The sequence below is a fragment of the Rhodococcus marinonascens NBRC 14363 genome (genome assembly GCF_001894885.1).
Taxonomy (GTDB): Bacteria; Actinomycetota; Actinomycetes; order Mycobacteriales; family Mycobacteriaceae; genus Rhodococcus_F; species Rhodococcus_F marinonascens.
On the sequence record NZ_BCXB01000011.1, the window covers coordinates 1 to 24069 of the forward strand.

The 24069-nt window shown below is 65.6% G+C and carries 24 protein-coding genes and 1 pseudogene; 10 read left to right on the forward strand and 15 right to left on the reverse strand.

Annotation, left to right across the window (positions count from 1 at the left end; all coding sequences use genetic code 11):
• Positions 1-264 precede the first annotated feature (264 nt).
• Positions 265-435: a hypothetical protein gene (locus tag RM2_RS25135; protein WP_245813830.1), complete on the forward strand. Its 171-nt coding sequence runs from the start codon at positions 265-267 to the stop codon at positions 433-435.
• Positions 436-470: 35 nt separating this feature from the next.
• Here the strand turns inward: RM2_RS25135 and RM2_RS25140 are convergent.
• The 4 genes and pseudogenes from RM2_RS25140 to RM2_RS09850 form a co-directional block, all read right to left on the reverse strand.
• Positions 471-683: pseudogene (locus RM2_RS25140) on the reverse strand (DUF4158 domain-containing protein); the annotation flags it as partial.
• 177 nt (positions 684-860) lie between these two features.
• Positions 861-2057, reverse strand: a complete 1197-nt coding sequence (locus RM2_RS09840) for an SPFH domain-containing protein (RefSeq protein ID WP_072688695.1) — start codon at positions 2055-2057, stop codon at positions 861-863.
• Positions 2058-2492: an NfeD family protein gene (locus RM2_RS09845; protein WP_072688697.1), complete on the reverse strand. Its 435-nt coding sequence runs from the start codon at positions 2490-2492 to the stop codon at positions 2058-2060.
• 8 nt (positions 2493-2500) lie between these two features.
• Positions 2501-3340 carry a DUF3097 domain-containing protein gene (locus RM2_RS09850; RefSeq protein ID WP_072688888.1) on the reverse strand — a complete coding sequence of 280 codons (840 nt, stop codon included), beginning with the start codon at positions 3338-3340 and terminating at the stop codon, positions 2501-2503.
• A 66-nt stretch (positions 3341-3406) separates the two neighbouring features.
• On the opposite strand from RM2_RS09850, the gene RM2_RS09855 reads away from it, so the two are divergent.
• Positions 3407-4210 (forward strand): Rv1486c family protein, encoded by an 804-nt coding sequence (locus tag RM2_RS09855; RefSeq protein WP_072688699.1) that lies wholly within the window; start codon positions 3407-3409, stop codon positions 4208-4210.
• A 65-nt stretch (positions 4211-4275) separates the two neighbouring features.
• Here the strand turns inward: RM2_RS09855 and RM2_RS09860 are convergent, their stop codons facing one another.
• The 7 genes from RM2_RS09860 to RM2_RS09890 all read right to left on the reverse strand — a co-directional run bounded on the left by RM2_RS09860 (position 4276) and on the right by RM2_RS09890 (position 11907).
• Entirely contained in the window at positions 4276-5373 is a 1098-nt protein-coding gene (locus RM2_RS09860) for a ferrochelatase (RefSeq protein WP_072688700.1), read from the reverse strand.
• A 41-nt stretch (positions 5374-5414) separates the two neighbouring features.
• Positions 5415-6212, reverse strand: a complete 798-nt coding sequence (gene inhA, locus RM2_RS09865; RefSeq protein WP_072688702.1) for an NADH-dependent enoyl-ACP reductase InhA — start codon at positions 6210-6212, stop codon at positions 5415-5417.
• Between the two features lie 48 nt (positions 6213-6260).
• Positions 6261-7010, reverse strand: coding sequence for a 3-oxoacyl-ACP reductase FabG1 (gene fabG1, locus RM2_RS09870; protein WP_072688704.1), 750 nt, complete (start codon positions 7008-7010; stop codon positions 6261-6263).
• Positions 7011-7072: 62 nt separating this feature from the next.
• A complete protein-coding gene (locus RM2_RS09875) occupies positions 7073-8053 on the reverse strand; it encodes a VWA domain-containing protein (protein WP_072688705.1) in 981 nt (326 codons plus the stop codon).
• Positions 8050-9039 carry a DUF58 domain-containing protein gene (locus tag RM2_RS09880; RefSeq protein ID WP_072688707.1) on the reverse strand — a complete coding sequence of 330 codons (990 nt, stop codon included), beginning with the start codon at positions 9037-9039 and terminating at the stop codon, positions 8050-8052. Before RM2_RS09880 ends, RM2_RS09875 begins: the two co-directional genes overlap by 4 nt.
• A complete protein-coding gene (locus RM2_RS09885) occupies positions 9036-10208 on the reverse strand; it encodes an AAA family ATPase (RefSeq protein ID WP_072688889.1) in 1173 nt (390 codons plus the stop codon). The genes RM2_RS09880 and RM2_RS09885 overlap by 4 nt, the downstream gene beginning before the upstream one ends.
• A 202-nt stretch (positions 10209-10410) precedes the next feature.
• Complete coding sequence (locus tag RM2_RS09890; RefSeq protein ID WP_169846701.1) at positions 10411-11907, reverse strand: NlpC/P60 family protein; 1497 nt, start codon at positions 11905-11907, stop codon at positions 10411-10413.
• 364 nt (positions 11908-12271) lie between these two features.
• Between RM2_RS09890 and RM2_RS25605 the strand changes: the two genes are divergently transcribed.
• From RM2_RS25605 to RM2_RS09910, 5 genes are all read left to right on the forward strand, one after another.
• On the forward strand, positions 12272-12403 hold the full coding sequence (locus tag RM2_RS25605) for a hypothetical protein (RefSeq protein WP_281250406.1): 132 nt from the start codon (positions 12272-12274) through the stop codon (positions 12401-12403).
• Positions 12404-12960: 557 nt separating this feature from the next.
• A complete protein-coding gene (locus RM2_RS09895; protein WP_072688710.1) occupies positions 12961-14157 on the forward strand; it encodes a type IV secretory system conjugative DNA transfer family protein in 1197 nt (398 codons plus the stop codon).
• The gene (locus RM2_RS09900) at positions 14157-14735 is read left to right on the forward strand and encodes a DUF4913 domain-containing protein (protein WP_084721711.1); all 579 of its coding nucleotides are present in this window, start codon (positions 14157-14159) and stop codon (positions 14733-14735) included. Before RM2_RS09895 ends, RM2_RS09900 begins: the two co-directional genes overlap by 1 nt.
• A 176-nt stretch (positions 14736-14911) precedes the next feature.
• Positions 14912-16000 carry a beta-propeller fold lactonase family protein gene (locus RM2_RS09905; protein ID WP_245813814.1) on the forward strand — a complete coding sequence of 363 codons (1089 nt, stop codon included), beginning with the start codon at positions 14912-14914 and terminating at the stop codon, positions 15998-16000.
• Positions 16001-16240: 240 nt separating this feature from the next.
• Positions 16241-17206 (forward strand): beta-propeller fold lactonase family protein, encoded by a 966-nt coding sequence (locus RM2_RS09910; protein WP_307718085.1) that lies wholly within the window; start codon positions 16241-16243, stop codon positions 17204-17206.
• A 291-nt stretch (positions 17207-17497) separates the two neighbouring features.
• Here RM2_RS09910 and RM2_RS09920 read toward each other — a convergent pair whose 3' ends face one another.
• The 3 genes from RM2_RS09920 to RM2_RS09930 are packed head-to-tail and all read right to left on the reverse strand — an operon-like array spanning position 17498 to position 19165.
• Positions 17498-18589 (reverse strand): hypothetical protein, encoded by a 1092-nt coding sequence (locus RM2_RS09920; protein WP_072688717.1) that lies wholly within the window; start codon positions 18587-18589, stop codon positions 17498-17500.
• Between the two features lie 58 nt (positions 18590-18647).
• Entirely contained in the window at positions 18648-18851 is a 204-nt protein-coding gene (locus tag RM2_RS09925) for a hypothetical protein (protein WP_072688719.1), read from the reverse strand.
• Positions 18848-19165 (reverse strand): hypothetical protein, encoded by a 318-nt coding sequence (locus RM2_RS09930; RefSeq protein ID WP_072688720.1) that lies wholly within the window; start codon positions 19163-19165, stop codon positions 18848-18850. Before RM2_RS09930 ends, RM2_RS09925 begins: the two co-directional genes overlap by 4 nt.
• Before the next feature lie 98 nt (positions 19166-19263).
• On the opposite strand from RM2_RS09930, the gene RM2_RS09935 reads away from it, so the two are divergent.
• Positions 19264-19638 carry a hypothetical protein gene (locus RM2_RS09935; RefSeq protein WP_139277724.1) on the forward strand — a complete coding sequence of 125 codons (375 nt, stop codon included), beginning with the start codon at positions 19264-19266 and terminating at the stop codon, positions 19636-19638.
• Positions 19639-19658: 20 nt separating this feature from the next.
• Here the strand turns inward: RM2_RS09935 and RM2_RS09940 are convergent, their stop codons facing one another.
• On the reverse strand, positions 19659-20264 hold the full coding sequence (locus tag RM2_RS09940) for an Rv1476 family membrane protein (protein WP_072688724.1): 606 nt from the start codon (positions 20262-20264) through the stop codon (positions 19659-19661).
• 319 nt (positions 20265-20583) lie between these two features.
• Here RM2_RS09940 and acnA point away from each other — a divergent pair, with 319 nt between their 5' ends.
• Positions 20584-23388, forward strand: coding sequence for an aconitate hydratase AcnA (gene acnA / locus RM2_RS09945; protein WP_072688726.1), 2805 nt, complete (start codon positions 20584-20586; stop codon positions 23386-23388).
• 94 nt (positions 23389-23482) lie between these two features.
• Positions 23483-24049: a TetR/AcrR family transcriptional regulator gene (locus RM2_RS09950; RefSeq protein ID WP_072688728.1), complete on the forward strand. Its 567-nt coding sequence runs from the start codon at positions 23483-23485 to the stop codon at positions 24047-24049.
• Positions 24050-24069: the final 20 nt, after the last annotated feature.

Consider the following 24069-nt stretch of genomic DNA (forward strand, 5'->3'; position numbering starts at 1 on the left):
CATTTCGGATTTTCACGGGACTCCGGCAACTGGGAATTTCAATCTGACCCTGGAACCGGCCGCAAGCTCAACATTAGAATCGGACATGGATTTGATTCTGGCAGAGGAGTGGGATTCGGCACCTGAGGGATAGTGACGCGAAAAGTAGCGCTAAGGATTTGCCGCAGATTGCAGCGCACTATGTGTGGCAGAGTCGATGTCGGACTGGCGCGACGGACGGTTCCAGGCGGTCGACTCGGGAAACTAAGCGCGGGAGGAAGCTGGGTGAGCGCGGTGCGGTTGGCCGATGCGGTGGCGGTGTTTCTGGGCACCGTCTCGGTGGCGAACGCCCGCGCCACCTACGCAGCCGCCCTCGACCGGTTGGTGACCGACTTCGGGGCCGACACGAACGTGGCACTGTTGGACACGGGTCGGGTCATCCGCCGGTCGGTGTAGCGCTTCACACAGGACGGATCTTCGATATTCAACTGCTCGGCGAGGTAGTCCACCAGCTCCGATGGTACGTCAAGCGGGTGAAGCAGGGACATGCCCCGGAGATGGGCCGTGACAACCTGCACGGCGAAACCCAAACGGCTGTAGCCCGGCGCCGCGACAAGGCGACGGCCCTCACCGTCCAGATGGAAGAACCGTCCCAACTCGACCCGAGAGAACGCATCGAACCTGCCGTAGCCGCCCTCATCCATCACACAGACAAAAAATCACCGGCGGCAAAACGCCGTTCGGCGTCACCTATTATGGCTACTTTTCGCGCGACTGGCCCACAGGTGCCTTACAGACCCTGATGACACTGACCCCGCCCCCGGTAGCCTCGCCGGACGTCCGTTTGGGTAGTAGTCGCAAAGCCTGGGTTCGGGAGCGAGTCAGGTGTTGGCCGGTGGTGGTAGCTGTCCCGGCGACCCGCCACCTTCGAGTGGAGCCTGCTCGCCAGAGCCAGCCTTTGTGCCCAGCGATCCGGGGCTCGCGACCGGCTTGCGTGCCTCCATCTCGGCCGCACGCACAGCCTGCGCGATCGCGGGGTCGGACTTCGTCTCGAACCATTCGGCAACCTCTGCCGAATCGTCCTCGGGCTTCGGCAGATCCTCCTCCATCTTGGACGGCTCGTAGCGGAACACACCGTCCGTGCCCTGTGCGCCGAGGTTCTTCGCGAACCCCTTGAGTGCGTCGCCGAAGTCGCTCGGCACCATCCACACCTTGTTCGCATCACCCTGCGCCATCTGCGGCAGGGTCTGCATGTACTGGTAGGCGAGGAGTTCGGGGGTGGGCTTGCCGGATTTGATTGCGGCGAAGACCTTTTCGATTGCCTTTGCCTGGCCCTGCGCCTCCAGGTACTTGGCGGCCCGGTCACCCTGCGCCCGCAGGATGCGGGACTGCCGCTCACCTTCAGCGGTGAGGATCGACGCCTGCTTGCCGCCCTCCGCGGCGAGGATGCGGCTCTGCTTGTCGCCCTCCGCCGTCTTGATCGCCGACTCACGGTGTCCCTCGGCGGTGAGGATGGTGGCCCGCTTCTCACGGTCCGCTTTCATCTGCTTCTCCATCGACTCCTGGATCGACGGCGGCGGGTCGATGCTCTTGAGTTCCACGCGGGCGACGCGCAGGCCCCATCGCCCGGTGGCCTCGTCCAGAACGCCGCGCAACTGGCCGTTGATCGAGTCACGGGAGGTCAGGGTTTCCTCGAGCGTCATGCCACCGACGACGTTGCGCAGAGTGGTGGTGGTCAGCTGCTCCACACCGACGATGTAATTGCTGATCTCGTACACCGCGGACTGCGGGTTGGTCACCTGGAAGTACACGACGGTATCGATGTTGAGCGTCAGGTTGTCCTTGGTGATCACCGGCTGGGGCGGGAAAGACACCACCCGTTCGCGCAGATCCACCCTGGCGCGAATGCGGTCCGCGAACGGGACGAGGAACGACAACTGCCCCGATATCGTCCGCGAGTACCGGCCGAGGCGCTCGACCACCGCAGCCTCGGCCTGCGGCACCAGGGCCACCGACTTGGACACCACCAAGGCAATGAACAACACGAGCACGATCAGCACGATGAGCGCTGGATTCATCTAAGGTCCTCTCCATACGACGGCAGTTGCGCCGTCAATTTGCATTACCGTCACGGTCGTTCCCGGTGGGTACACCTCGGTGGTGTCCAGCGGGCGGGCCGTCCACACGTCTCCGTCATCCAACTTGATCTGCCCGCCGTGCTCCGCGACCTCCTCGAGGACCAATGCTTGCTTCCCCGAGAGCGCCTCCATCCCGATCTGAATGGCCGGCGGTTTTGCGAACCTGCGCAACAAAACCGGCCGCACTCCGAGGATCAGTGAGATTGAGAGCACCCCGAAGATCACCGCGTCGATCCAGACCGGAAAGTCCACAATCGCCGTCACGCCGGCGGTGGCCAAGGCGCCGCCCGCAAGCATGAGAAGGAAGAAATCCCCGGTCAAGGCCTCCGCGGCAGCGAGCAGGACACCCGCTATTAGCCAAATCAATGCAGCCACAACACCATCTAACCAGACTCTCCGGAACCGACGGTGACGAAGTCGACCAGTTGTTCGACCGCTCCGATCAGCGGCGCTTCCAGATCGCGGAAATTGTTGACGGCAGAATAGATTCGCCGCCAACCGTCCCGCGGAGTCCCCCAGCCCAACTGCCTACACACACCCGTCTTCCAATCCTCACCACGCGGGATCTTCGGCCACGCGTCGATGCCCACCGTCGAAGGTCGGACGGCTTCCCAGACATCGATGAACGGATGCCCTGTCACCAGCACGTGGGGCCCGAGCCCCTCGGTCAGGTGGGTCTCCTTCGAGCCGGTCACCAAGTGATCGACGAGCACTCCGACGCGCCGACCTGGGCCGGGACGGAATTCTCCCAGCCGATCCGCGAGATTGTCGAGTCCCTCGAGATGTTCAACGACGACACCCTCGACGCGGAGGTCGTGACCCCACACGCGTTCCACGAGGGCGGCGTCGTGGACGCCCTCCACCCAGATGCGGCTCTCCAGAGCCGTCCGCGCACGCAGCCCCTCCACCTTGGTGGAGCCCGACGCAGATTTCGTCCGTGCCGGACCGGGCGACTTCGGTGTCGGCCGCGCCAGAGTCACCGGCGTGCCGTCGATCAGGAACGCCGCCTCACGCATCGCGAACAACCGGGTCCGGCTGGCACCGTCCTCCAACCGGACGAAGTCGCCGTCGTACGTCCTCTCGAACCCCACCACTGCACCACAGAAACCGGTGCCCGCATCCTCGACTACCAGGTCGCGGTCCGCGGCCACCGTGGGAACCACCTGCTTCCTCTTCCGGAGATGTCCGGAAAAGATGTCGCCGTATCTGTCGCCTCCGCTCACCGCGGTGACGTTATGCCAGCGGCGCGGTGACGCGCACGGCGCCACGCCGACCTATGCTCGTTTATCGTGACTTCACCCAGCGCGACTCTCACCATGTGGGCCAGTTCTTGGCTCGCCGGGAACAGTGCCCCCGACGACGTCATCGACGCCCTGCACGCGTGGGCGCCGATGCATCTGGTGTGGGCGGAGAACCAGGCGACGGCGGAGCGCACCGGGTTGCCGTGGCCCGATCCTCGCGACGACGGGGTCGCCGCCCTGCTGCCGTCCATTCGACGGGCTGCGGCGGACCCGGGATCACAGTTGCGCCTGGTACTTCCCGGCCCCGGCGATGTGCGCGGGCTCCCGGCGGGAACGGAATTCGCGACCGCGGCTGTCGACGCCTGTGAGGGGATTCTGATCGGCACGCCAGGGCGACCCGGTGTGGGACTGGTCCCGCACGTGGAAGGACCGGACGTGCTCCGGTGGACTGCGTACACCATCGACCGTATCCCTGTCGGCCTTCATCACCCCGGCCTCGGCGAGGCCGAATACAGCATGCGGGAGGCGGTGCGGGACGCCGCAACGGCGCTCGAAACCCTCAACCTGCTCGAGACCGGTTCCGACGCCGACCCGCGGGTGCTCATCGCGGGCGCAATGGCCCGCACCGCCGGCCACCGATACCCCACCGAGATGCCGGCACGCGCGGTCCGGATCCTGGATTCCGCCGATCAGGTGGCCGCCATCCTCGTGGTCGCCGAGAAATCGGCACCCGGCCGCACTGTGAGCGCAACCGGTGCCGTCGCCATCGAAGACCTCCTGCGCCCACTCTGGTCGGCGGTCCGCTCGGCGCGCGCCGCCGCGATCAACGGGGCCGCGACCACCGAAGTCTGAGACCGCCGTCCGAGCAAACCCGCGGAAACCGGGAAACGGATGTTGGACGTCGCGGGGCTCGGTGATCAGTTCACTGGACGTCGACGCTCCGGCAGCGCACAGCATCCAGGCACACACAACTGCCCGTTGCATCCCGCGCCGAGCAGCGGCTCGATGCCGGTGCGGCGTGGAGTCTCGCCCGAGAACCGTTCCCTCACCAAGTCGACCACGAGTTGCGCGAAGCGGGGATCGGTGCCGGCGGTCGCAGCGCGGGCAAAGGCCATGCCGTGTTCGGCGGCGCGACCCCTGGCCTCGGTGTCCAGGTCCCACACCACCTCGAGATGATCGGACACGAACCCCACGGGTACGACGATCACGCCGCCCGCCCCCCGGACGTGGAGTTCGTCGAGGTGGTCCACGATGTCGGGTTCGAGCCACGGCACCTGCGGCGGCCCGGAACGGGACTGCCACACCAGGTCGTAGTCGTCCAAGCCCAGGATCTGCGCCACCAGCCGCGCAGCCTCGGCGACCTGCCTGCTGTATAGGTGACCGCCTGCCTCGGGCGGGCCTCCGGTCGCGTCGGCCGAGGTGGGAATCGAGTGGGCGGTGAACACCACCCGAGCAATGTCACGGTTCGCGGCGGGCAACTCCTCACGGGCGGCACGTACCGCGTCGGCCATTGCGTCGAGAAGCAGCGGATGGTCGTAGTAGTGCCGCAATTTCACGAGTGCCGGCGCTCCATCGCCGGCCGCGGCGCGCGCCCGCGAAATGTCCTCGTGGTACTGGCGGCAACCCGAGTACCCGCCCCATGCGGAGGTGGGGAACACGAGAGCCGAAGTCACGCCGTCGCCAGCCATCCGCGAGACGGTGTCCTCGGCTGTCGGATGCCAGTTTCGGTTTCCGAAGTAAACCGGGACATCGATTCCGGCACTTGCCATTTCGATCTCGACGCGGGCAATGATGTCTCGGTTGAGAGCGTTGATCGGCGACACACCCCCGAAGTGCATGTAGTGCTCGGCGACGGCGTCCAGGCGTTCGGGCGGCACCCCCCTGCCTCGGGTGACGTTCTCGAGAAAGGGGCGCACGTCGTCGGGCTTCTCCGGGCCCCCGAAGGACAACACGAGCAGGGCGTCGAACTGCGTCTCGAATCCGTCCGTCGAATTCACAGCGCTCATGATGCCCATCCTTCGTGGTGTCGATCGGGGCGCACTCTTCGAGTGGGGTCCTAGCCGGCCATCGCGTGGGCGCCGCCGTCGACGTAGATGATCGAGGCTGTGGTGCCGGGCAGCCAGTCGGAAAGCACGGTGCAGACGGTCTTGGCGACCGGTTCCGGGTCGTCGACGTTCCAGCCGATGGGCGCGCGCTCGTCCCATGCCGTGTTGAGTTCGTCCAGTTGCTTGGCGTCATCGGTGGCGGTACCGGCGATGGCCTTGGCTGCGAGGGTCTTGATCGGGCCTGCCGCGACAAGGTTCGAGCGGATACCGCGTTCGCCCACCTCCTTGGCGACGTAGCGGTTCACCGACTCGAGTGTTGCCTTCGCGACGCCCATCCAGTTGTAGAACGGGACCGCGCGGGCCGGATCGAAGTCCATACCGACGATCGACGCGTTGTCGTTCAGCACGGGCAGTAGAGCCTTCGACAACGACGCGTACGAGTAGGCCGACACCTCGAACGCCACCCCGACATCGGACCACGGCGCGTCGAAGAACGGGCTGCCCAGGCAGGACCGCGGAGCGAAGGCGATCGAGTGTACGACACCATCAACCCCTTCCGGGGCGATCTCACGGATCCGATCAGCGAGGCTCGCGAGGTGCTCGGGGTTCTGTACGTCGAGTTCGAGGGCCGGCGGCACCGGTTGCGGCAGGCGCTGCGCGATGCGGTCAATCAACCGGAGCCGGTCGAATCCGGTGATGATCACCTTGGCGCCCTGCTCCTGGGCGACTTTGGCCACGTGAAACGCGATCGACGCGTCCGTGATGATGCCGGTGACGAGAATGGTCTTACCTTCGAGCAATCCGCCCATTGGGGTCCTCCTGTGATGAATGAGTCCGGGTAGCAAACAGTGTGCGGTCTAGTGACCCATGCCAAGGCCGCCGTCGACGGGGATCACCGCGCCGGAGACATACGCGGAGTCGTCGGACGCCAGGAAGCTCACCACAGCGGCCACCTCCTCCGGCTTGCCCTGCCGCTGCAGCGGAACGGCGCCGGTGATCATGTCCTTGTACTTGTCGTCCAGCACCGCGGTCATGTCGGTGTCGATGAATCCCGGTGCCACCACGTTGGCGGTGATCGAACGAGAGCCCAGTTCGCGAGTCAGCGAACGGGCGATGCCGACCACGCCGGCCTTCGAGGCCGCGTAATTCACCTGTCCGGGGCCGCCGGCGAGCCCAACGACGGACCCGAGGAACACGAATCGGCCGAAACGTGCCCGCAGCATCGAGCGGGTGGCCCGCTTCGCCACCCGGAACGCGCCGGTGAGGTTGGCGTCGACGACCGAGGTGAATTGCTCCTCGGTCATCCGCATGATCAGCGTGTCATCGGTGATACCGGCGTTGGCGACGAGGACCTCGATCGGCCCCTGATGCGCTTCGGCTTCTTTGAAGGCGCGGTCGACGGAGGCAGAGTCGGTGACGTCGCACTTGACGCCGAACAGACCGTCGGGCACGCCCGATCCTCGGTGCGTGACGGCGACCTTGTGTCCGTCTTCCGCGAGACGCTGCGCGACAGCGAGGCCGATCCCGCGGTTACCGCCCGTGACGAGTACCGAACGCGGAGTGGACACCGTTCTGACCGGCGCGTCACTAATGTGTGGGTTAGACATGGGAATCAACCTATCTGTTCAGAAATGTCGGAATTGAATGCACCCGCGGGGTGGAGCAGTGGTCACGGCAGCCGTTGACGCAGGACCAGCGCAAGTATCAGCCCGGCGGTCGCGGACAGGACCCCCAGCACGAGCCAGGGTCGGCTGGCGTCGCCGCGCGTGGTCTCGAATCCGATCTGTTCCTCGAGCGTGTCGTAGACATCCCGCAACTCCTCGAGACTCGAGGCGGTAAAGAAACTGCCACCGGAGAGATCTGCGATCTCCCGCAGCGAGGGGTCGTCGACAGGCACCGGGATGCGCTGCTGCTCGATCTCAACCGTGCCGTAACTCGTCCCGAATGAGATGGTCGAAATGGGAACGTTCTCATCCCTCGCCTGCCGTGCGGCCGTGAATCCGCCACGCGGGTCGTCCTCATTCTCGGGCACCGTCTGCTTGCCGTCCGACAGCAACACGATACGGGCAGGTGGAGCCTGATCGCCGCCGCCGAGCACCGCGGCCAGCGTGTCGATCGACTGCAGCGACGTGAAGATGGCCTCCCCGGTGGCCGTGCGTTCGCTCAATTGGAGATGGTCGATCGCGACCTTCGTAGCATCCCTGTTCGTCGTCGGCGAAACCAGCACCGACGCCGTACCCGCGAAGGAAACGAGACCGAGGTTGATTCCCGGTGTGAGACCGTCGGCGAACGACTTCGCAGCCTCTTGCGCCGCGGCGAGCCTGGTCGGCTCCACATCGGTCGCCTTCATCGACAGCGACACGTCGATGACGAGGATTACCGTGGCCCGGTTCCGCGGAACCCGCTTGTCCGCGGTGGGACCTGCCAGCGCGACGCTGAAGAACACCAACGCCAGCACCATGAGAAGAGCCGGGATGTGTCGGGTCCGTCCCGGCCTCGACGGCGCAACCCGTTCGAGAAGATCGAAGTTCGTGAAACGGAGTGTGTGCTTGTGCCGCTGACGTTGCACCCACACGTACCCCACGACCAGCGCGATGACGATCAGGAGGAACAGCAACCACCACGGTGTCGTGAACTGGGACAGGCTCACCGGCGCGACCCCTGATTCCGCGAACCCTGATTCATCGTGGTCCCGAAACTGTGCTTGCGGGCGGCCACGAAGCGTACGACATCCGAGATCCAGTCCCGGTCCGTCCGCAGACTCAGCATCGGAGCGCTGCACCGGCGCAGCGCCTGCGACACCTGCAATCGGTGCTCGTCTGCCGCCCGCGCAAAATCGGCACGCAGTTGAGGTGTGGTCGTGAACTCTCGAGTACGTCCGGACTCCGGATCGTGCAGCACTACATCCCCCAGGTCGGGTAGTTCAAGATCTCTCGGGTCGAGAACCTCGACACCCAGCAGATCGTGGCGTCCCGAGATCGCCCGCAGGGATCGCTCCCAGTCGATCGGTCCCAGAAAGTCACTGATGACGACGGCCAGACCGCGCCGACGCTGCGGTCGCCGCAGAGACTCCACCGCACCCTGCAGGTCCCCTCGAACCCCGTCCGGGGCGTGTGGGGTCGTCGCGATCTTCCGCAACATCGCCTGTACATGGGTCCGACCGCCGCGCGCCGGGATGCGGGTGGTCTGATGGCCGGTCGAGACGATCGCCCCGATCCGGTTGCCACCACCACTGGTCAGATGCGTCACGGCAGCCGCTGCCGCCACCACCAGATCGCGCTTCTCACAGCCTGCGGTACCGAAATCGAGGCTGGACGACAGGTCGACGACGAGCCAAGTCTCGAGTTCCCTGTCCGCCACCGATTGACGGACGTGCGGGTGCGTCGTCCGAGCAGTCACTGACCAGTCCATCTGACGCACGTCGTCGCCGGGCTGATACTCGCGCGCATCTCCCGGCTCCGAGCCGGGACCCGGGATCAGGCCGAAATGATCACCGTGAAGCACGCCGTCGAGACGACGGCGCACGGTCAGTTCCAGCGTCCGCAGCGCGGCGGAGAGCTCGGGGTCACGAAGATTTCCGGAGCGAAACGACGGTGGCGGGCCTGCGTTCGGAACACCGGCAGTGCGCGCACTCACCGTGACTGGCTCATCGCCGTCGGTCCGGCTACCGATGCGGGCTGACCGGAAGATCCGTCATGACCGGCGACCGTGGGAAGCGTCGTCGGCTGGGCAGAGATCTGCGGGAGACCCACAGTCTGTAGAACACGCGAGATGACGACGTCGGGGGTCACCTCGTCGGCCAGCGCGTCGTACGACAGCACAAGACGGTGACGCAGCACGTCGGGGATGACGTCGAGCACATCCTGGGGCACGACATAGTCGCGGCCGCGCAACAACGCGAGAGCACGCGCCGAGGAAATGATGCCCAACGTGGCGCGGGGAGACGCACCGTACGCAATCCAGCCGTCGACATCCGGTAGACCGAACTCGATCGGTGTACGCGTGGCGGCGATCACCCGAACCACGTAATCGACAAGCGCATGATGGACGAAAACGCCGCTCGCGACCTTCTGGAGGCGGACAAGTTCCTGGGGATCGAGTACCTGGTGGGGCACCGGTGCGGCGACACCCATCCGATAGACGATCTCGCGCTCCTCCTCGACCGTGGGGTAGTCGACGAGGATCTTGAACAGGAAGCGGTCGCGCTGCGCCTCGGGCAATGGGTAGACGCCCTCGTTCTCGATCGGGTTCTGCGTCGCCATGACCAGGAACGGGTCGGGCATGTGGTACCGCTTGCCGCCGATCGACAGGTGCCGCTCGGCCATGACCTCGAGCAGAGCCGACTGCACTTTCGCAGGCGCGCGGTTGATCTCGTCGGCGAGAACGAAGTTCGCGACGACAGGTCCGAGTTCGGTGTCGAACTCTTCGCGGCCCTGCCGGTAGATTCGCGTACCGATGAGGTCGGTGGGCACCAGGTCGGGTGTGAACTGGACACGCGAGAAGGAGCCGCCAACCACCTGCGCGAACGTCTCGACGGCCAGGGTCTTCGCGACACCGGGCACACCCTCGAGTAGCACGTGGCCCTTCGCCAGCAGACCCACCAGGATCCGCTCCACGAGCCGATCCTGCCCGACGATCACGCGCTTGACCTCATAGATCGCCCGTTCCAATATCTGGACGTCGGTCGCGAGACTGGGTGTGGCGGATACCGTCGGAGCGGCAGGTGGGCCGGACTTCTGTGAGGGTGCATTCGACTCAGTGGCGCTCTGGGGACCCGATCCGTTTCCCGTATCGCCGTTCTTCACACTTTCGGGAGCGGCCTGTGCGGGTGACTCCCCGCCCACACCCTCCGACACCGCATCATCACGTGAGGTCACCAAGAATCCACCGCTTCCACCTATTTTGTTCCGCCACTACACGTACTTGCTCAACTATTCCAGGTGCAAGCAACCCCCGCCGCCAACCACGCGCGATCCTCACCGCAGACTACGACATCGACATCATGGATCAAGACACCATACGGACAGCGTAGGGGGTCATGCCATCCCACCGCACCGGCGAAATTTTGACGCGCGATCCGGATTGCGGAGCTTCGAGCATCTCACCGCCACCGAGGTACAGGGCAACGTGCCGACTGGCGTTCGGTCCGTAGAAGATCATGTCACCGCGCCTCATCTCCTTCGAGGGCACCTGTTTGCCTGCCGTGTACTGATAGCCCGAGTAGTGCGGAAGGGAGATGCCGATTCCGGCGAAGGCATAGATCATCAGGCCTGAACAGTCGAAGCCGACCTTGTTGAAGTCGCCGTAACTGTCGGCGACGCCACCGTCCCTGATCCCCTTGGTAGGCCCGTTCGCGTCGCCACCTCCCCAGGCGTACTGGACACCCAACTGGGACAGGCCGCGATCGATCGCGGTTTCGATGGCCGCACTTCCGGTCGGTCGGGCGCCTCCCGAAGGCTTTGATTTCGGGGGTGATTTCGGGGGTGTCGCCACCTTGTCGGTCGAGTCGTCCCCCGTGTACTTCCCCGCATCCTCGTCGATCGTCGTGTGCGAACGCTGTCCCTCGGCGAGTACCGCGGCGCGCTGCTGCGCCGCCTCGTTGGCTGCGGCCCGTGCCGCAGCCTGCTCAGCAGCCTCCTGTGCTGCCGCGGCGAGCGCGGCCCGCTGCGCCTCCTCGGCGCGGCGCTGCTCGTCCCAAGTCGCATACGCTTCACGCTGGCCCTGCAGACCTGCGACGTTGCCTCGGGCGGCGTCGAGTTGGGCCTGCACGGCCGCGCGGTTGTTCTCGATCTGCGCCTTCACGACTTCCTGATCCTGCAGTGCGGACCGCGCCACCTCGATCGCCTGCTCGGCAACCGACTTCATCACCACTGCTCGATCGGCGGCCGCGTCCGCCTGCTGTTTGGCTTCTCGGGCCGCGGAATCCCGGTTGGCTTGCTCGGTACGTGCCCGTTGCAGGCCGTCGAGCACCGACTTCTGGCTCGTGGCCAGGAGTTTCAGAACCAGCGCGCGATCTAAGACGTCGCCAGGCCCCTGCGCACCGAGATACGTTGAGATCGCCGAAACATTGGTGCCCCGAATGTAACTCGACCGGGCGTACTGGTCGAAGTCCTTCTGCACGAGTTCGATCTGCGTGCCGGCGTCACGCAACGCCTGCTGTGATACCGCAACGGCGCCCGCCGCGACGTCGGCGGCGCTCCGCGCGTTCTGCAGATCGACCAGAGCCTTGTTGACGTCCTCACGCTTGATCGCGACCTTGTTGTCGAGTTGCGCAAGTTGCTGGTCCGCCGATGCCACCTGCTCTATTAGATCGCTGACCTGACCCACACCCGCGATCACCCGACCCTGGGCCTGGGCGATCGCGGAATCCGACGGATTCGGGGGCGGAGGCGGCAGTGCGGTGGCTAGACCGGGTGTCCCCCCGACCAGGGCGCCGACGATGCCCAATCCGATCAGAAGACGCACACCGCGACGACGTCCACCTGAAATCTTACGGTGCCTCACTCCACATCGTGCTTGTCGCTTCACAACTTTCTCCCTCGGTTCTGCACCGACCACGCAGTTGCGTCGCGCGAAACCTCTCGCACATCGCTGTGCTCGCTGTGGGGAGAAATCCAGCAGACACCCCTTGGGCGAGTTCGGACGACCCCGATCAATGCGGAGTCATCGTCACTCTGGATATCAATCACCAGTCTGTGACACTTCTTCCCCAAGAGCGCCAATTGCACCGTACGACACATCTGACTCTTTTGGAACTATTAGTCACAAATCACACATGGGTAATTCGACCAGCGGGAATGTCTGCAGCGGCGGCGTTTGAGGACGGCTATGGCGTGGTGGTCCTTCTTCGAGAGGGCCGCCTGGATGCATGAAATGGGACGGATACGGCGCCTTCGGTTTTGAGCACGCACGGCAGGATCACAACATGAGCCAGAACGCCATGGGCAAGATCGTGAATGTCTCCACCCTGGTCGGCACCGCGCCGGCTGCCCTCGCTTAGGAAGACGCCGGTCTCACGGCGGGCGACACCCTCGGTGATCTCGCGATGTGTTCCGCAGTTGCGGTGCTCGGCGACGGCATACAGACCGGGGTCGAGCTCATCGGAGGTGCCACCGGAACTGAGCTTCCCAGCTGCACAGAAGGCGTTCAGACCGTTGTCGATGCGGCGGGTGAGTTTATCAAGAATGCGGCGTCGGGGGCATTCGAGACTGTCGGGTTGAGCTTCGGTGACGCCGGTGTGTCAGTGCTCAAGTTCGCTCTTGGCTGGTGGATCACCATTCCCGGCCAGGACGAAACCGCGTTCATGGCCACGCTCGGGGAAATCACGCAGTACACCTACTGGCTTCAGGTCGCGTTCTTGACCGTGTCGTTGATGTTCCTCGGCATCCGGTTGATGATGGCCCGGTCGGGCACCATTCGTGACGTTTCCACCGAAGGCTTTCAGCAACTCGCCGGGGCGACGGTGCTGTCCGGGTTGATCGGGCTCATCGTCGTTTTGGGCACCCGGCTCTCGGACAACGTTTCCCGCTGGCCATCGCGGGGTCGAGGACGGGATAGTTGGCGACACTGGCGATTCCGGCGATGTGCTATGCCCCCGGCTTCCTCCTGGGCACCTCCAACAAACCCCGCGAAACACAGTCCCAGATTCCCGTGCAGGTGCTGGCCCAGAACGGGTATCCCGATCTGGCGAACACGATGCAGGGAAAGCAGAACGTCAACGCCAAACAGCGAGACGGCTTCTACGACATGGCCCGCCGGTTCCTCTCAACGTTGGACGAGCCCCGCTACGAGGAAACGATCCTGCCTAACACTCGGATCACGATCGGGACCGGCAGCAACGGCAGAATCACCATCAACCCGGGACGTGAGGTCCACGACCTGCCCGAACTCGATATCGAGCACGTCGTGCGCAGCACCGACACCGTCTACGCGATGAGCAAGAACGGTCCCGGGTCCGCGTCCGCGCTCACCACGGCCCTGGTCGGGGCAATCGGGGACGCCGCCCTCGAATACGGTGCCCAGCACACCAGCGGGCGTCTGCCGATCCCGGCGGTGATGGTCCTCGACGAGGCCGCGAACATCTGCAAATTGCAGCAACTCCCCGACTGGTACTCCCACTTCGGTAGCCGCGGCATCGTCCTGATCACCATCTTGCAGTCGCCCTCGCAAGCGAAGAAGGTGTGGGGGGAAACGAACTTCGCGGGCATGCTCGATGCCTGCAACATGCTCTGGTACGGCGGCAACGTCCAAGACCGCGAATTTTTGGCCGCCCTGTCCGACGAGATCGGTGACCACCACGTGCAGACCGAATCCCGCAGCCGGGACGCCGGCATTCTGGGCAATGGTCAATCCACGGTCAGCACGTCCTGGCAGAAGGAGAAGATCCTCACCGTCGACGAACTCAAGGCACTCCCACAGCGGAGGACGATCGTCACGATGGGCGGATCCAAACCGTTGCTGGTCAGGAAGAACTTTTGGGGCGATACCCGCTTCGCCGACGACATCACACGGTCACTCGCCGAATGCGCCGCCGACGTCGACCGGGCCGAGCAGAAAGCACTCCCGCCCGGGATCTCCGACCGGGCTGCGGCGACGGAGGTCACCGGCCCGATACCACGTATCGACACCCTTACCGAAAAGGATCTGGGCGCACTCCCCGCCGATCAGGTCGACGGGCAGACCGGCCCGCCGGCTCCCGCCCACACCCTCGACGACATCTTCGACTCCGAATTCTTCGCGGAAGGAACACCCTGATGAAACTCGACACCGCCGAAGCAGGCTGGGACACCGCCGACGAAACCGGGTATCAGAACCCGGACGACTACGACCCCACCGACCCCGGCGAGGACGAGAACAACGAAAACGCGGTAGCCGACACCGCCGACGGCGACGGCGACGGCGGCGACGGCAAGGGCGACGGCGGCGACGGCAAGGGCGACGGCGGCGACGGCAAGGGCGGCAAGACCCAACCGATGTACGGCAGCGTCGTCGAGTGGGCCGAAGACTTCTTCACCCAGGTCATCCGCCGCCGCCTCGGTGCCGGAGGCGGCGAAGGCGGATTGGCCTGGGACGAACGCTGGTGGCTCTACCCCGAGGTCGCCGGCCGACTCAAAATCCTCTGGTACGCGTGGGAGGAAGCCCGCGTCTCCTACAAGGCATCCGCAATGTCCTCCTGGTGGATCCACCACCTCGAACCACACCTGCGGGTGATCCTCGACGGCGAAACCGGTCCGATGGCCCACGCCAAACCCGACGGCTCGTTCTCCGGCTGGCCCGCCCTCCCACACCAACCCGTACCGGAAGAGCTGCTTCCCGACCTGCTCGCCGACTGAGAACGCCAGCCATCTGCCTCTCGGATGGCCTTGTGTCCGTGAGTGCTTCGGCGAGTCCTGGGCCGACATCTGGATTTCGGTTGTTAGCCTCCGATGGGCTGGTGTGCAGGCTTCGGAGGTCGGCCATCGTCACTGCACGGTTGATCCGTTTTGTTCCTCTCAGGTTGGAGAAAAATGTGAATCACCACAGGAGTTTCCGCGTGTATCCCACGGTCAGCGGCCGCGCCCGACGTCTGATGCTCGGGGTGACAACTATTTTCGCGATGGCGCTCGGTATGGGCGGGGTGGGGGCGGCGACCGCCGCCGCCGATACCGTCATCGATACCATCCCCGTCGGGAACGCCCCGCAAGGGGTGGCGATCACCTCGGACGGGTCCCACGCCTACGTCACCAACATTGATGACGGCACGGTGTCGGTGATCGAGACCGCCGGCAACACCGTGGCCGCGACCGTCCCCGTCGGGGTTTCCCCCCTCGGGGTGGCGGTCACCCCGGACGGGTCCCACGCTTACGTCACCAACAGTGGTGACGGTTCGGTGTCGGTGATCGAAACCGCCGGGAACACCGTGGCCACGACTGTGGCGGTCGGAAACAGCCCGGTCGGGGTGGCGGTCACTCCGGACGGGTCCCACGCTTACGTCACCAACCTTTTTGACGGTTCGGTGTCGGTGATCGAGACCGCCGGCAACACCGTGGCCACGACCGTCCCCGTCGGGGTTTTCCCGTTCGGAGTGGGGGTCACCCCGGACGGGTCCCACGCCTACGTCGTCAACAGTGGTGACGGTTCGGTGTCGGTGATCGAGACCGCCGGGAACACCGTCATCGACACCGTGACGGTCGGAGACAACCCCCGAAGGGTGGCGATCACCCCGGACGGGTCCCACGCCTACGTCACCAACCGTGTCGGCAATTCGGTGTCGGTGATCGAGACCGCCGGGAACACCGTCGTCGACACCGTCCCGGTCGGGAACGACCCGGACGGAGTGGCGATCACCCCGGACGGGTCCCGCGTCTACGTCGCCAACGGTTCCGACGGTTCGGTGTCGGTGATCGAAACGGCCGGGAACACCGTCATCGAGACCGTCCCCGTCGGGGTTTTCCCGCTCGGTGTGGCGATCACCCCGGACGGGTCCCACGCCTACGTCGCCAACCGTGACGACGGCACGGTGTCGGTGATCGCCATCGAGACGTGCCTCGGATCGCTGTGCCTCGACTTCGGCTCGTTGACGGGCAGCGGCTCGGGCGCGGGCAGCGTCTTCAGCTGACACCCACACGGGAGAGGCGGCAGACCACCCCAGCACATGTGCGGGGCACCGCACGGGTGCTGGGTGCTGGGTGCTCGATCAGGCCTCGTAATGGTCTAGTGGCCGTGAGTGCTTCGGCGAGTCCTGAGACGACATCGGGATTTCGGTTGTTAGCCTCTCCTGGGCTGGTAGTCGGATCCGATCACCAGTTGTGCCACTGCACGGTTGATCCGTTTTGTTCCTCTGAGGCAGGAGAAAAATGTGAATCGCCACACTGGTTTTCGCGGGTATCCCACGGTCAGGGGACGCACCCGACGTGTAATGCTCGGGGTGACCGCCACGGTCGCAATGGTGCTCGGTATGGCCGGAATGGGGGCGGCGACCGCGGCAGCGGACACCGTCATCGCCACCATCCCGGTCGGGGTCAACCCGGTCGGGGTGGCGATCACCCCGGACGGGTCCCGCGCCTACGTCACCAACCTTAATGGCGCCACGGTGTCGGTGATCGACACCGGCACCAACACCGTGGCCGCGACCGTCCCGGTCGGAAGCCCGTTCGGGGTGGCGATCACCCCGAACGGGGCCTTCGCCTACGTCACCAACATCGGTGCCAACACGGTGTCGGTGATCGACACCGGCACCAACCTGGTGGTCGGCCCGCCCATCCCGGTCGGGAACGCCCCGCAGGGGGTGGCGATCACCCCGGACGGGGCCTTCGCCTACGTCACCAACCAGTCGGACGGCACGGTGTCGGTGATCGACACCGGCACCAACCTGGTGGTCGGCCCGCCCATCCCGGTCGGGGCCAACCCGATCGAGGTGGCGATCACCCCGGACGGGGCCTTCGCCTACGTCACCAACATCAATGACAACACGGTGTCGGTGATCGACACCAACACCAACACCGTGGCCGCGACCGTCCCGGTCGGAATCGGCCCGATCTGGGTGGCGGTCACCCCCGACGGGTCCCGCGCCTACGTCACCAACCAGTCGGACGGCACGGTGTCGGTAATCGACACCGGCACCAACACCGTGGTCGAGACCGTCCTGGTCGGGAGCAACCCGCAGGGGGTGGCGATCACCCCGGACGGGGCCCGCGCCTACGTCACCAACTTCGATGACGGCACGGTGTCGGTGATCGCGATCGAGAAGTGTCTCGGGTCGCTGTGCTTGGACTTCGGTTCGTTGACCGGCAGCGGCTCGGGTGCGGGCAGCGTCTTCAGCTGACACCCGCACCGTAGAGACGAATGATGCTGTAGCCGAATGACGCCGCCACCCCGGCCGTGAGGGTGGCGGCGTCATCCGGTGTGTCGACGGGACCGGGCGGTGGTCGGGTGAACTGGCGGCCGACCGTGTCGTGGGCCCGGTTTACACTGCTGATGCGACGAGTAAGAGGTCGCCGCACACTGCCTCGGTCGACAGGGAACATTCCCTGTCGGCCCTGATCCGGGAAGGTTTCTCGGATCGGCGGGGTGCGGCGACCTCTTTTGCGGTTTCGGCCGGCATCGGGGTGGGGGTTTAGAGTGCGCGGGCGGTGTCGCGTTCGGCCTGTCGGTGCAGTTCGGTGTCCTGCTCGAACGCGATGGTGCTCTCTTCGTCGGGGCGTTGTTCGACGTTGAGGAGTTCTGTGATGGTGCGGGGGTGGCTGGACATGGCTGCGTTCATCGCGGGGGCGATGCTGGCGGCCAGGTTGGTGATTTCCTCGCCCAGTTGGGTGAGGTTGACCGGTGCGAGATTGGCGGCGATGTCGTCGTCGCCGGCTACCGGTCCGGCCGCCTGGGCGAGGCCGCGGCCGATCGAGTCGAGTGTGCTCTTGGCCTGGTCGACGGTCGATGGCCCACCTGGTGCGGGCGCCGCGGCGAGTTCCGCCGGTGTCTCGGGGAGGGGTCCGAGCTGTTCGTCGGAAAGTTGGGCGAGCCGGTCGTAGGCGGGTAGTCCTCTCGCTGCGACATATCCCATTGCGACAGCGGCGGCGGCGTCGAAGACTCGGCGATCGTTCGCGGATTCTCGTGCGATCCGTTCCTCGGCGGAGGCGGCGATGTCGTCCTTCGGCGTTTGTGCGGCCGCGTGGGTGGCGGCGGCGGTGCGGCGTTCGTGCTCGCGGAGGGCTCGGAGGCGGGCGTCGTTGTCGCTGGCGATCTGGTTCAGCCGTTGCGCGCTGGCGGAGTGTTCGCCTTCGAGGTGCCGGGCTGCTGCGGCGTCGGCGAGGACCTTGATTCGGGTCTGCTCGATCGGTGCCCCCGCTAACGCGCCGAGCACCTCTCGGATCGGTTTCGGGGTGCGTATGTCCTCGCCGGCGCTGCGGCGTCGGTCGGCGTCGGTGAGCCATGCCGCGATGTCGTGCACTTGCTGATTTGGCGGCGGGGCGGTCCGGCGCGGGGTTCGCTGCGGTGGTGTCCCGGCGGCCGGTGCGGTGAGCGGGTCGATCCGAACTCCGTCGTCCACGGCGGCTTCCCGGCCTGCGGCCGGTGCGGATTCTTTGACGAGTTTCGTCCAGGATGCGTCCTCGTCGACCTGCATGGGCCGCAAGGAGGGTTCCTCGGACCGGACGAAGATGTAGGGCTGGTCAGCTTCGGTCGTGGGGACCGGGCTGTCTGCGTCGTCGACCATGCCTTCTCCTTGATTCCTCCTCGCTGGCGTGGGCGAGGAGGGTTGGTGTGGTGGTGTTTTACAGTTCCGGTCCCCGGTCGTGTTCTGGGCCGTGGACGGGTGGTTCGGGTGCGGGCTGGTGGTCGGTGTCGGGTGCGGTCGGGCGCCGCCTGGTGGGGGTGCCGGTGCCGGGGCGGCCGCGTTGTTCGGCCTCGATGAGGGTGAGCCGTTTCCGGTCGGAGGCGATGGTTTTCTCGATGCGGGTGTTCAACTGCCCGATCACTCGTTCGTCGGTGTGGTGGGCGCGGTCGCGGCGGCTCTGGTGGGCACGGTTGTAGGTGGCGGCGGTCTCGATCGCACCCCAGGTTCGTTCTCCGGGGCGTCGGTCTCGGCGGCCACCCGCGCCCGGTACGCCTGCTGGATCTGGTCGTCGGTGGCGTTCGGATCATGCCGGATCCGCTCATGTTCGGCCCGTGCCTGGCGGGCGGCGGCGATCTTGTGGGCGTCGGCTTCGGCGGCGGCCACACCGGCGTCGACGACCCTGACTGTGGTGTCGCCGGTAGCGGAGGCGAGTTCAGCGGTGGCCAACCCGAGCATTTGCCGGGCATCGGAGATCGGCGGCGCGCCGACGCGGCCGCGGTCCGTAGTTCCTCGGCCGTGTACGCCGAGTACACGGATGCGGCGGGGCGGCGGTGGTGGATCTGTTCGATCTTCTTTCCGACCGCGTCGGCGCGGACCTCGCTCAACTGTGCGCACGGGTCGGTCACCTCGTCGGTGACGTCGGCGAGGATTCGGGAGACCGCGATCTCGGTGGCCACCGACTCGAACAGGGCCTGTTTGCGGGGGTCGGTGCCCGGGCCACCGAGCGCCACCATCCACGGTGCCCGGTTTTCGGTCGCCCGGGTGATGTAGGTGTCGACGTGGGCGTGCATCTGCTCGGCGTGCCGGTGGGCGTACGCGGCCAGGATCGGGTCTTGTCCGGCGGCGGCGTCGGAGGGGGCGGGCACCCGGTACCCGGCGAGGGTGTCGGTGCGACGGCGCGGCAACACACCGCGTGCTGCTGCCCGTAAGCTGATCCCGCCCTATCGCGTCAGGGCTTCGGTTCCTCGGGCGGGGCGGGAGGTGCGGTGGCGCCACTCCCCTCCCCCGGTGTCTCGCCGCGGCGAGTGGTCGTCCGACGCGACTTCGCGAAGAAAGTGGCAGCCGAGGCTATGACAACAATGGCAATGAGGATCGCCGTGAACAGAGTCCATGGGAGGCCGGGTTCCACGACATCGTCGACGAAGTTGTTGGCGGCGACCACAGCGTTGCCGGTGTAGGTGTGATCCTGACCCGATTCGAGCAGAACTCGACTGATCGAGTCGCTGTAGGTTCCGACCCAACTAGGGCTCAGCACCAAGACCGTGCCACCTTCTTCCGCCCCCACCTCGGTGGCAAGGTCGCGTAGTTGCGAATCTCGGCCGGGATCCCTGTCCAGCACGACGATGCTCAACTTGATGCTGTGCTCGGACGCCCGGTCCACCACGGCAGTGAGATCGCCAACCTCGCCCGCCGGCGCCGATACGCCGTCGTGGGACACGTCCGTAATCACGTCCGAGAGATCGACGCCCTCCGGAAGATCTGTTGCCAGGGGTAGAGCCGAGTGGGCGGAAAGCGTGGCACTGACGGGGAGCACTGTGGCGATCAGGGTAGTCATCTCTCATCCGGGTTTGCGCTAAGGAACATCGGCCTCGCGTGAACCCTACGTGAGGCGTCGCCGAAGTCTCATCCCCTCCACGTGCGCCGCACGTGGAGGGTTCGCCGATAATTGGCGAGGGCTCGCAATCGACATCGCCCCAACGACATCGCCCCGAATTTTCACAGGACAAGCGTACTGTTAGACTGTCGGCGGTATCGCGGTACGCGCCGATTCCGGAATCGTCAGCATCACAGACACGGATCAGCCGCGCCCGCAGTACCTCCAGCCGCCGACACAGCCCCGTCGGCGGCGACCCTCATAGACGAGTGGAGCTGACGTGAGCACGAGCATTGATTCGTTCGGCGCCAAAGGCACCCTCGAGGTCGGTGAGAACTCCTACGAGATCTTCCGCCTCGCGGCCGTGCCCGGCACCGAAAAACTTCCCTATGCACTGAAGGTTCTCGCTGAGAACCTGCTTCGCACCGAGGACGGCGCAAACATCGTCGCCGACCACATTCGCGCCATCGCGAGCTGGGATCCGTCTGCCGATCCGAGTGTCGAGATCCAGTTCACGCCGGCCCGCGTGATCATGCAGGACTTCACCGGCGTTCCCTGCATCGTGGACCTCGCAACCATGCGTGAAGCGGTTACCGCACTCGGCGGCGACCCGAACAAAGTGAACCCCCTGGCCCCTGCCGAGATGGTCATCGACCACTCGGTCATCATCGATGTCGCCGGTCGCGCCGACGCATTCGAGCGTAACGTCGAGATCGAGTACGCCCGCAACGGAGAGCGCTACCAGTTCCTTCGCTGGGGACAGGGCGCGTTCGACGACTTCAAGGTCGTTCCCCCGGGCACCGGCATCGTCCACCAGGTCAATATCGAGCACCTGGCCCGGACCATCATGGTGCGGGACGGCCAGGCCTACCCCGACACCTGCGTCGGCACCGACTCGCACACCACCATGGTCAACGGCCTGGGCGTGCTGGGCTGGGGGGTCGGCGGCATCGAAGCCGAGGCAGCCATGCTGGGCCAACCGGTCTCCATGCTCATCCCGCGCGTCGTCGGCTTCAAGCTGACCGGCGAGATCAAGCCGGGCGTCACCGCTACCGACGTCGTGCTGACCGTCACAGACATGCTCCGCAAGCACGGCGTGGTCGGTAAGTTCGTCGAGTTCTACGGCAAGGGTGTGGCGGAGGTGCCCCTGGCCAACCGCGCCACGCTGGGTAACATGAGCCCCGAGTTCGGTTCCACCGCAGCGATCTTCCCGATCGACGCGGAAACCGTCAGCTACCTCCGGCTCACGGGCCGCTCCGACGAGCAGCTCGCACTCGTCGAGGCCTACGCCAAGGAACAGGGCCTATGGCACGACCCCGAGCACGAGCCCGAGTACTCCGAGTATCTCGAACTCGATCTCGGCGACGTAGTGCCGTCCATTGCCGGACCGAAGCGTCCGCAGGACCGAATCCTCTTGTCGGACTCGAAGAACGCATTCCGTAAGGACATCCACAACTACGTGGAGGAGAACCACCCCGCGGACCACTCCCAGCTCGACGAGGCGGTCGAGGAGTCGTTCCCCGCGAGCGATCCCGCAGCCCTGTCGTTCGCCGACGACGGCGCCGTCCACGTGCAGTCGGCCGCCAACGGTTCCGAGGGACGCCCGAGCACGCCGACCAAGGTTGTCTCGGAGGAGAAGGGCGAGTTCGTTCTCGACCACGGCGCCGTCGTGATCGCCTCGATCACCTCGTGCACCAACACCTCCAATCCGTCGGTCATGCTCGGCGCGGCTCTGCTCGCCCGCAACGCGGTCGAAAAGGGCCTGTCGGCCAAGCCGTGGGTCAAGACCTCCATGGCTCCGGGTTCGCAGGTCGTCACCGACTACTACAACAAGTCGGGCCTGTGGCCGTACCTCGAGAAGCTCGGCTTCTACCTGGTGGGCTACGGCTGCACGACCTGCATCGGTAACTCCGGCCCGCTGGACGAGCACATCTCGAAGGCCATCCAGGACAACGACCTGACCGCCACCGCGGTGCTGTCGGGCAACCGCAACTTCGAGGGACGCATTTCCCCCGATGTGAAGATGAACTACCTGGCCTCCCCGCCGCTGGTCATCGCTTATGCCCTCGCCGGCACGATGGACTTCGACTTCGAACACGACGCCCTCGGCCAGGACACCGACGGCAACGACGTGTTCCTGAAGGACATCTGGCCCTCCGCCACGGAGATCCAGGAGACCATCAACTCCTCGATCAGCCAGGAGATGTACACCAAGGGATACGCCGACGTCTTCAAGGGCGACGAGCGCTGGCGTGGACTGCCCACCCCGGAGGGCAAGACCTTCGAGTGGGATGCCAAGTCCACCTACGTACGCAAGCCACCCTATTTCGACGGCATGCCGAAGGAGCCGACCCCGGTCAGCGACATCAAGGGCGCGCGCGTCCTTGCACTGCTCGGCGACTCGATCACGACGGACCACATTTCCCCCGCCGGTAACATCAAGGCCGGAACGCCCGCGTCGCAGTACCTGGATGCGAACGGAATCGAGCGCAAGGACTACAACTCCTACGGCTCACGTCGCGGCAACCACGAGGTGATGATCCGCGGCACGTTCGCGAACATCCGTCTGCGCAACCAACTCCTCGACGACGTCTCAGGCGGCTACACCCGCGACTTCACCCAGGACGGCGGACCGCAGGCGTTCATCTACGACGCCTCGCAGAACTACCAGGCTGCGGGAATCCCGCTCGTCGTACTCGGCGGAAAGGAGTACGGCTCGGGTTCGTCTCGTGACTGGGCGGCCAAGGGCACCAGCCTCCTCGGCGTCAAGGCCGTGATCACCGAGTCGTTCGAGCGCATCCATCGCTCCAACCTCATCGGGATGGGCGTCGTGCCGCTGCAGTTCCCGGCCGGTGAGTCCGCTGCGTCGCTGAAGCTGGACGGCACCGAAGTCTTGGACATCGAAGGCGTCGAAAAGCTCAACGAGGGCGTCACGCCGAAGACCGTCAAGGTAACGGCGACTCGTGAGAACGGCGAGAAAATCGTCTTCGACGCGGTCGTGCGTATCGACACTCCCGGTGAGGCCGACTACTACCGCAATGGCGGCATCCTGCAGTACGTGCTCCGCAACATGATCAAGAGCTAGTCCGCTAGCGACCGACGCGCACGGCGGGTTCAGCTACAGGCTGGGTCCGCCGTGCGCGCTGTCGGCATATGCAGTGTGAGACGAGGACGGGAAAGTGCCCAAGGTCAGTGAAGACCATCTCGCGGCCCGGCGCAGTCAGATCCTGGACGGCGCCCGTCGATGCTTTGCCGAATACGGATACGACGGCGCAACCGTTCGCCGCCTCGAAGAGGTCACCGGCCTTTCGCGCGGGGCGATCTTCCACCACTTCAAGGACAAGGACGGACTTTTCCTGGCACTCGCCCACGAGGACGCAACCAGGATGGCCGACGTAGTTGCCCAGGAGGGCCTCGTCCAGGTCATGCGGGACATGTTGGCCCAGCCCGAGCAGTTCGACTGGCTGGGAACCCGGCTCGAAATCGCCCGCAGGCTGCGCACCGACCCAGAGTTCCGAAGAAGCTGGTCGCAGCGATCGGCCGAACTTACCGATGCGACCATCGCCCGTCTCGCGCGGCAGAAGTCCGCAGGCCGCCTCCGCGACGATGTGCCTACCGACGTTCTGATCGGGTACCTGGACCTTGTGCTCGACGGACTGGTCGCACGCATCGCGTCAGGGCACGCGGGTCACAATCTCTCGGCCGTACTCGACCTCGTCGAGGAATCCGTCCGGCGGCGAGACTGACCTCACACTCCCCTTACCAG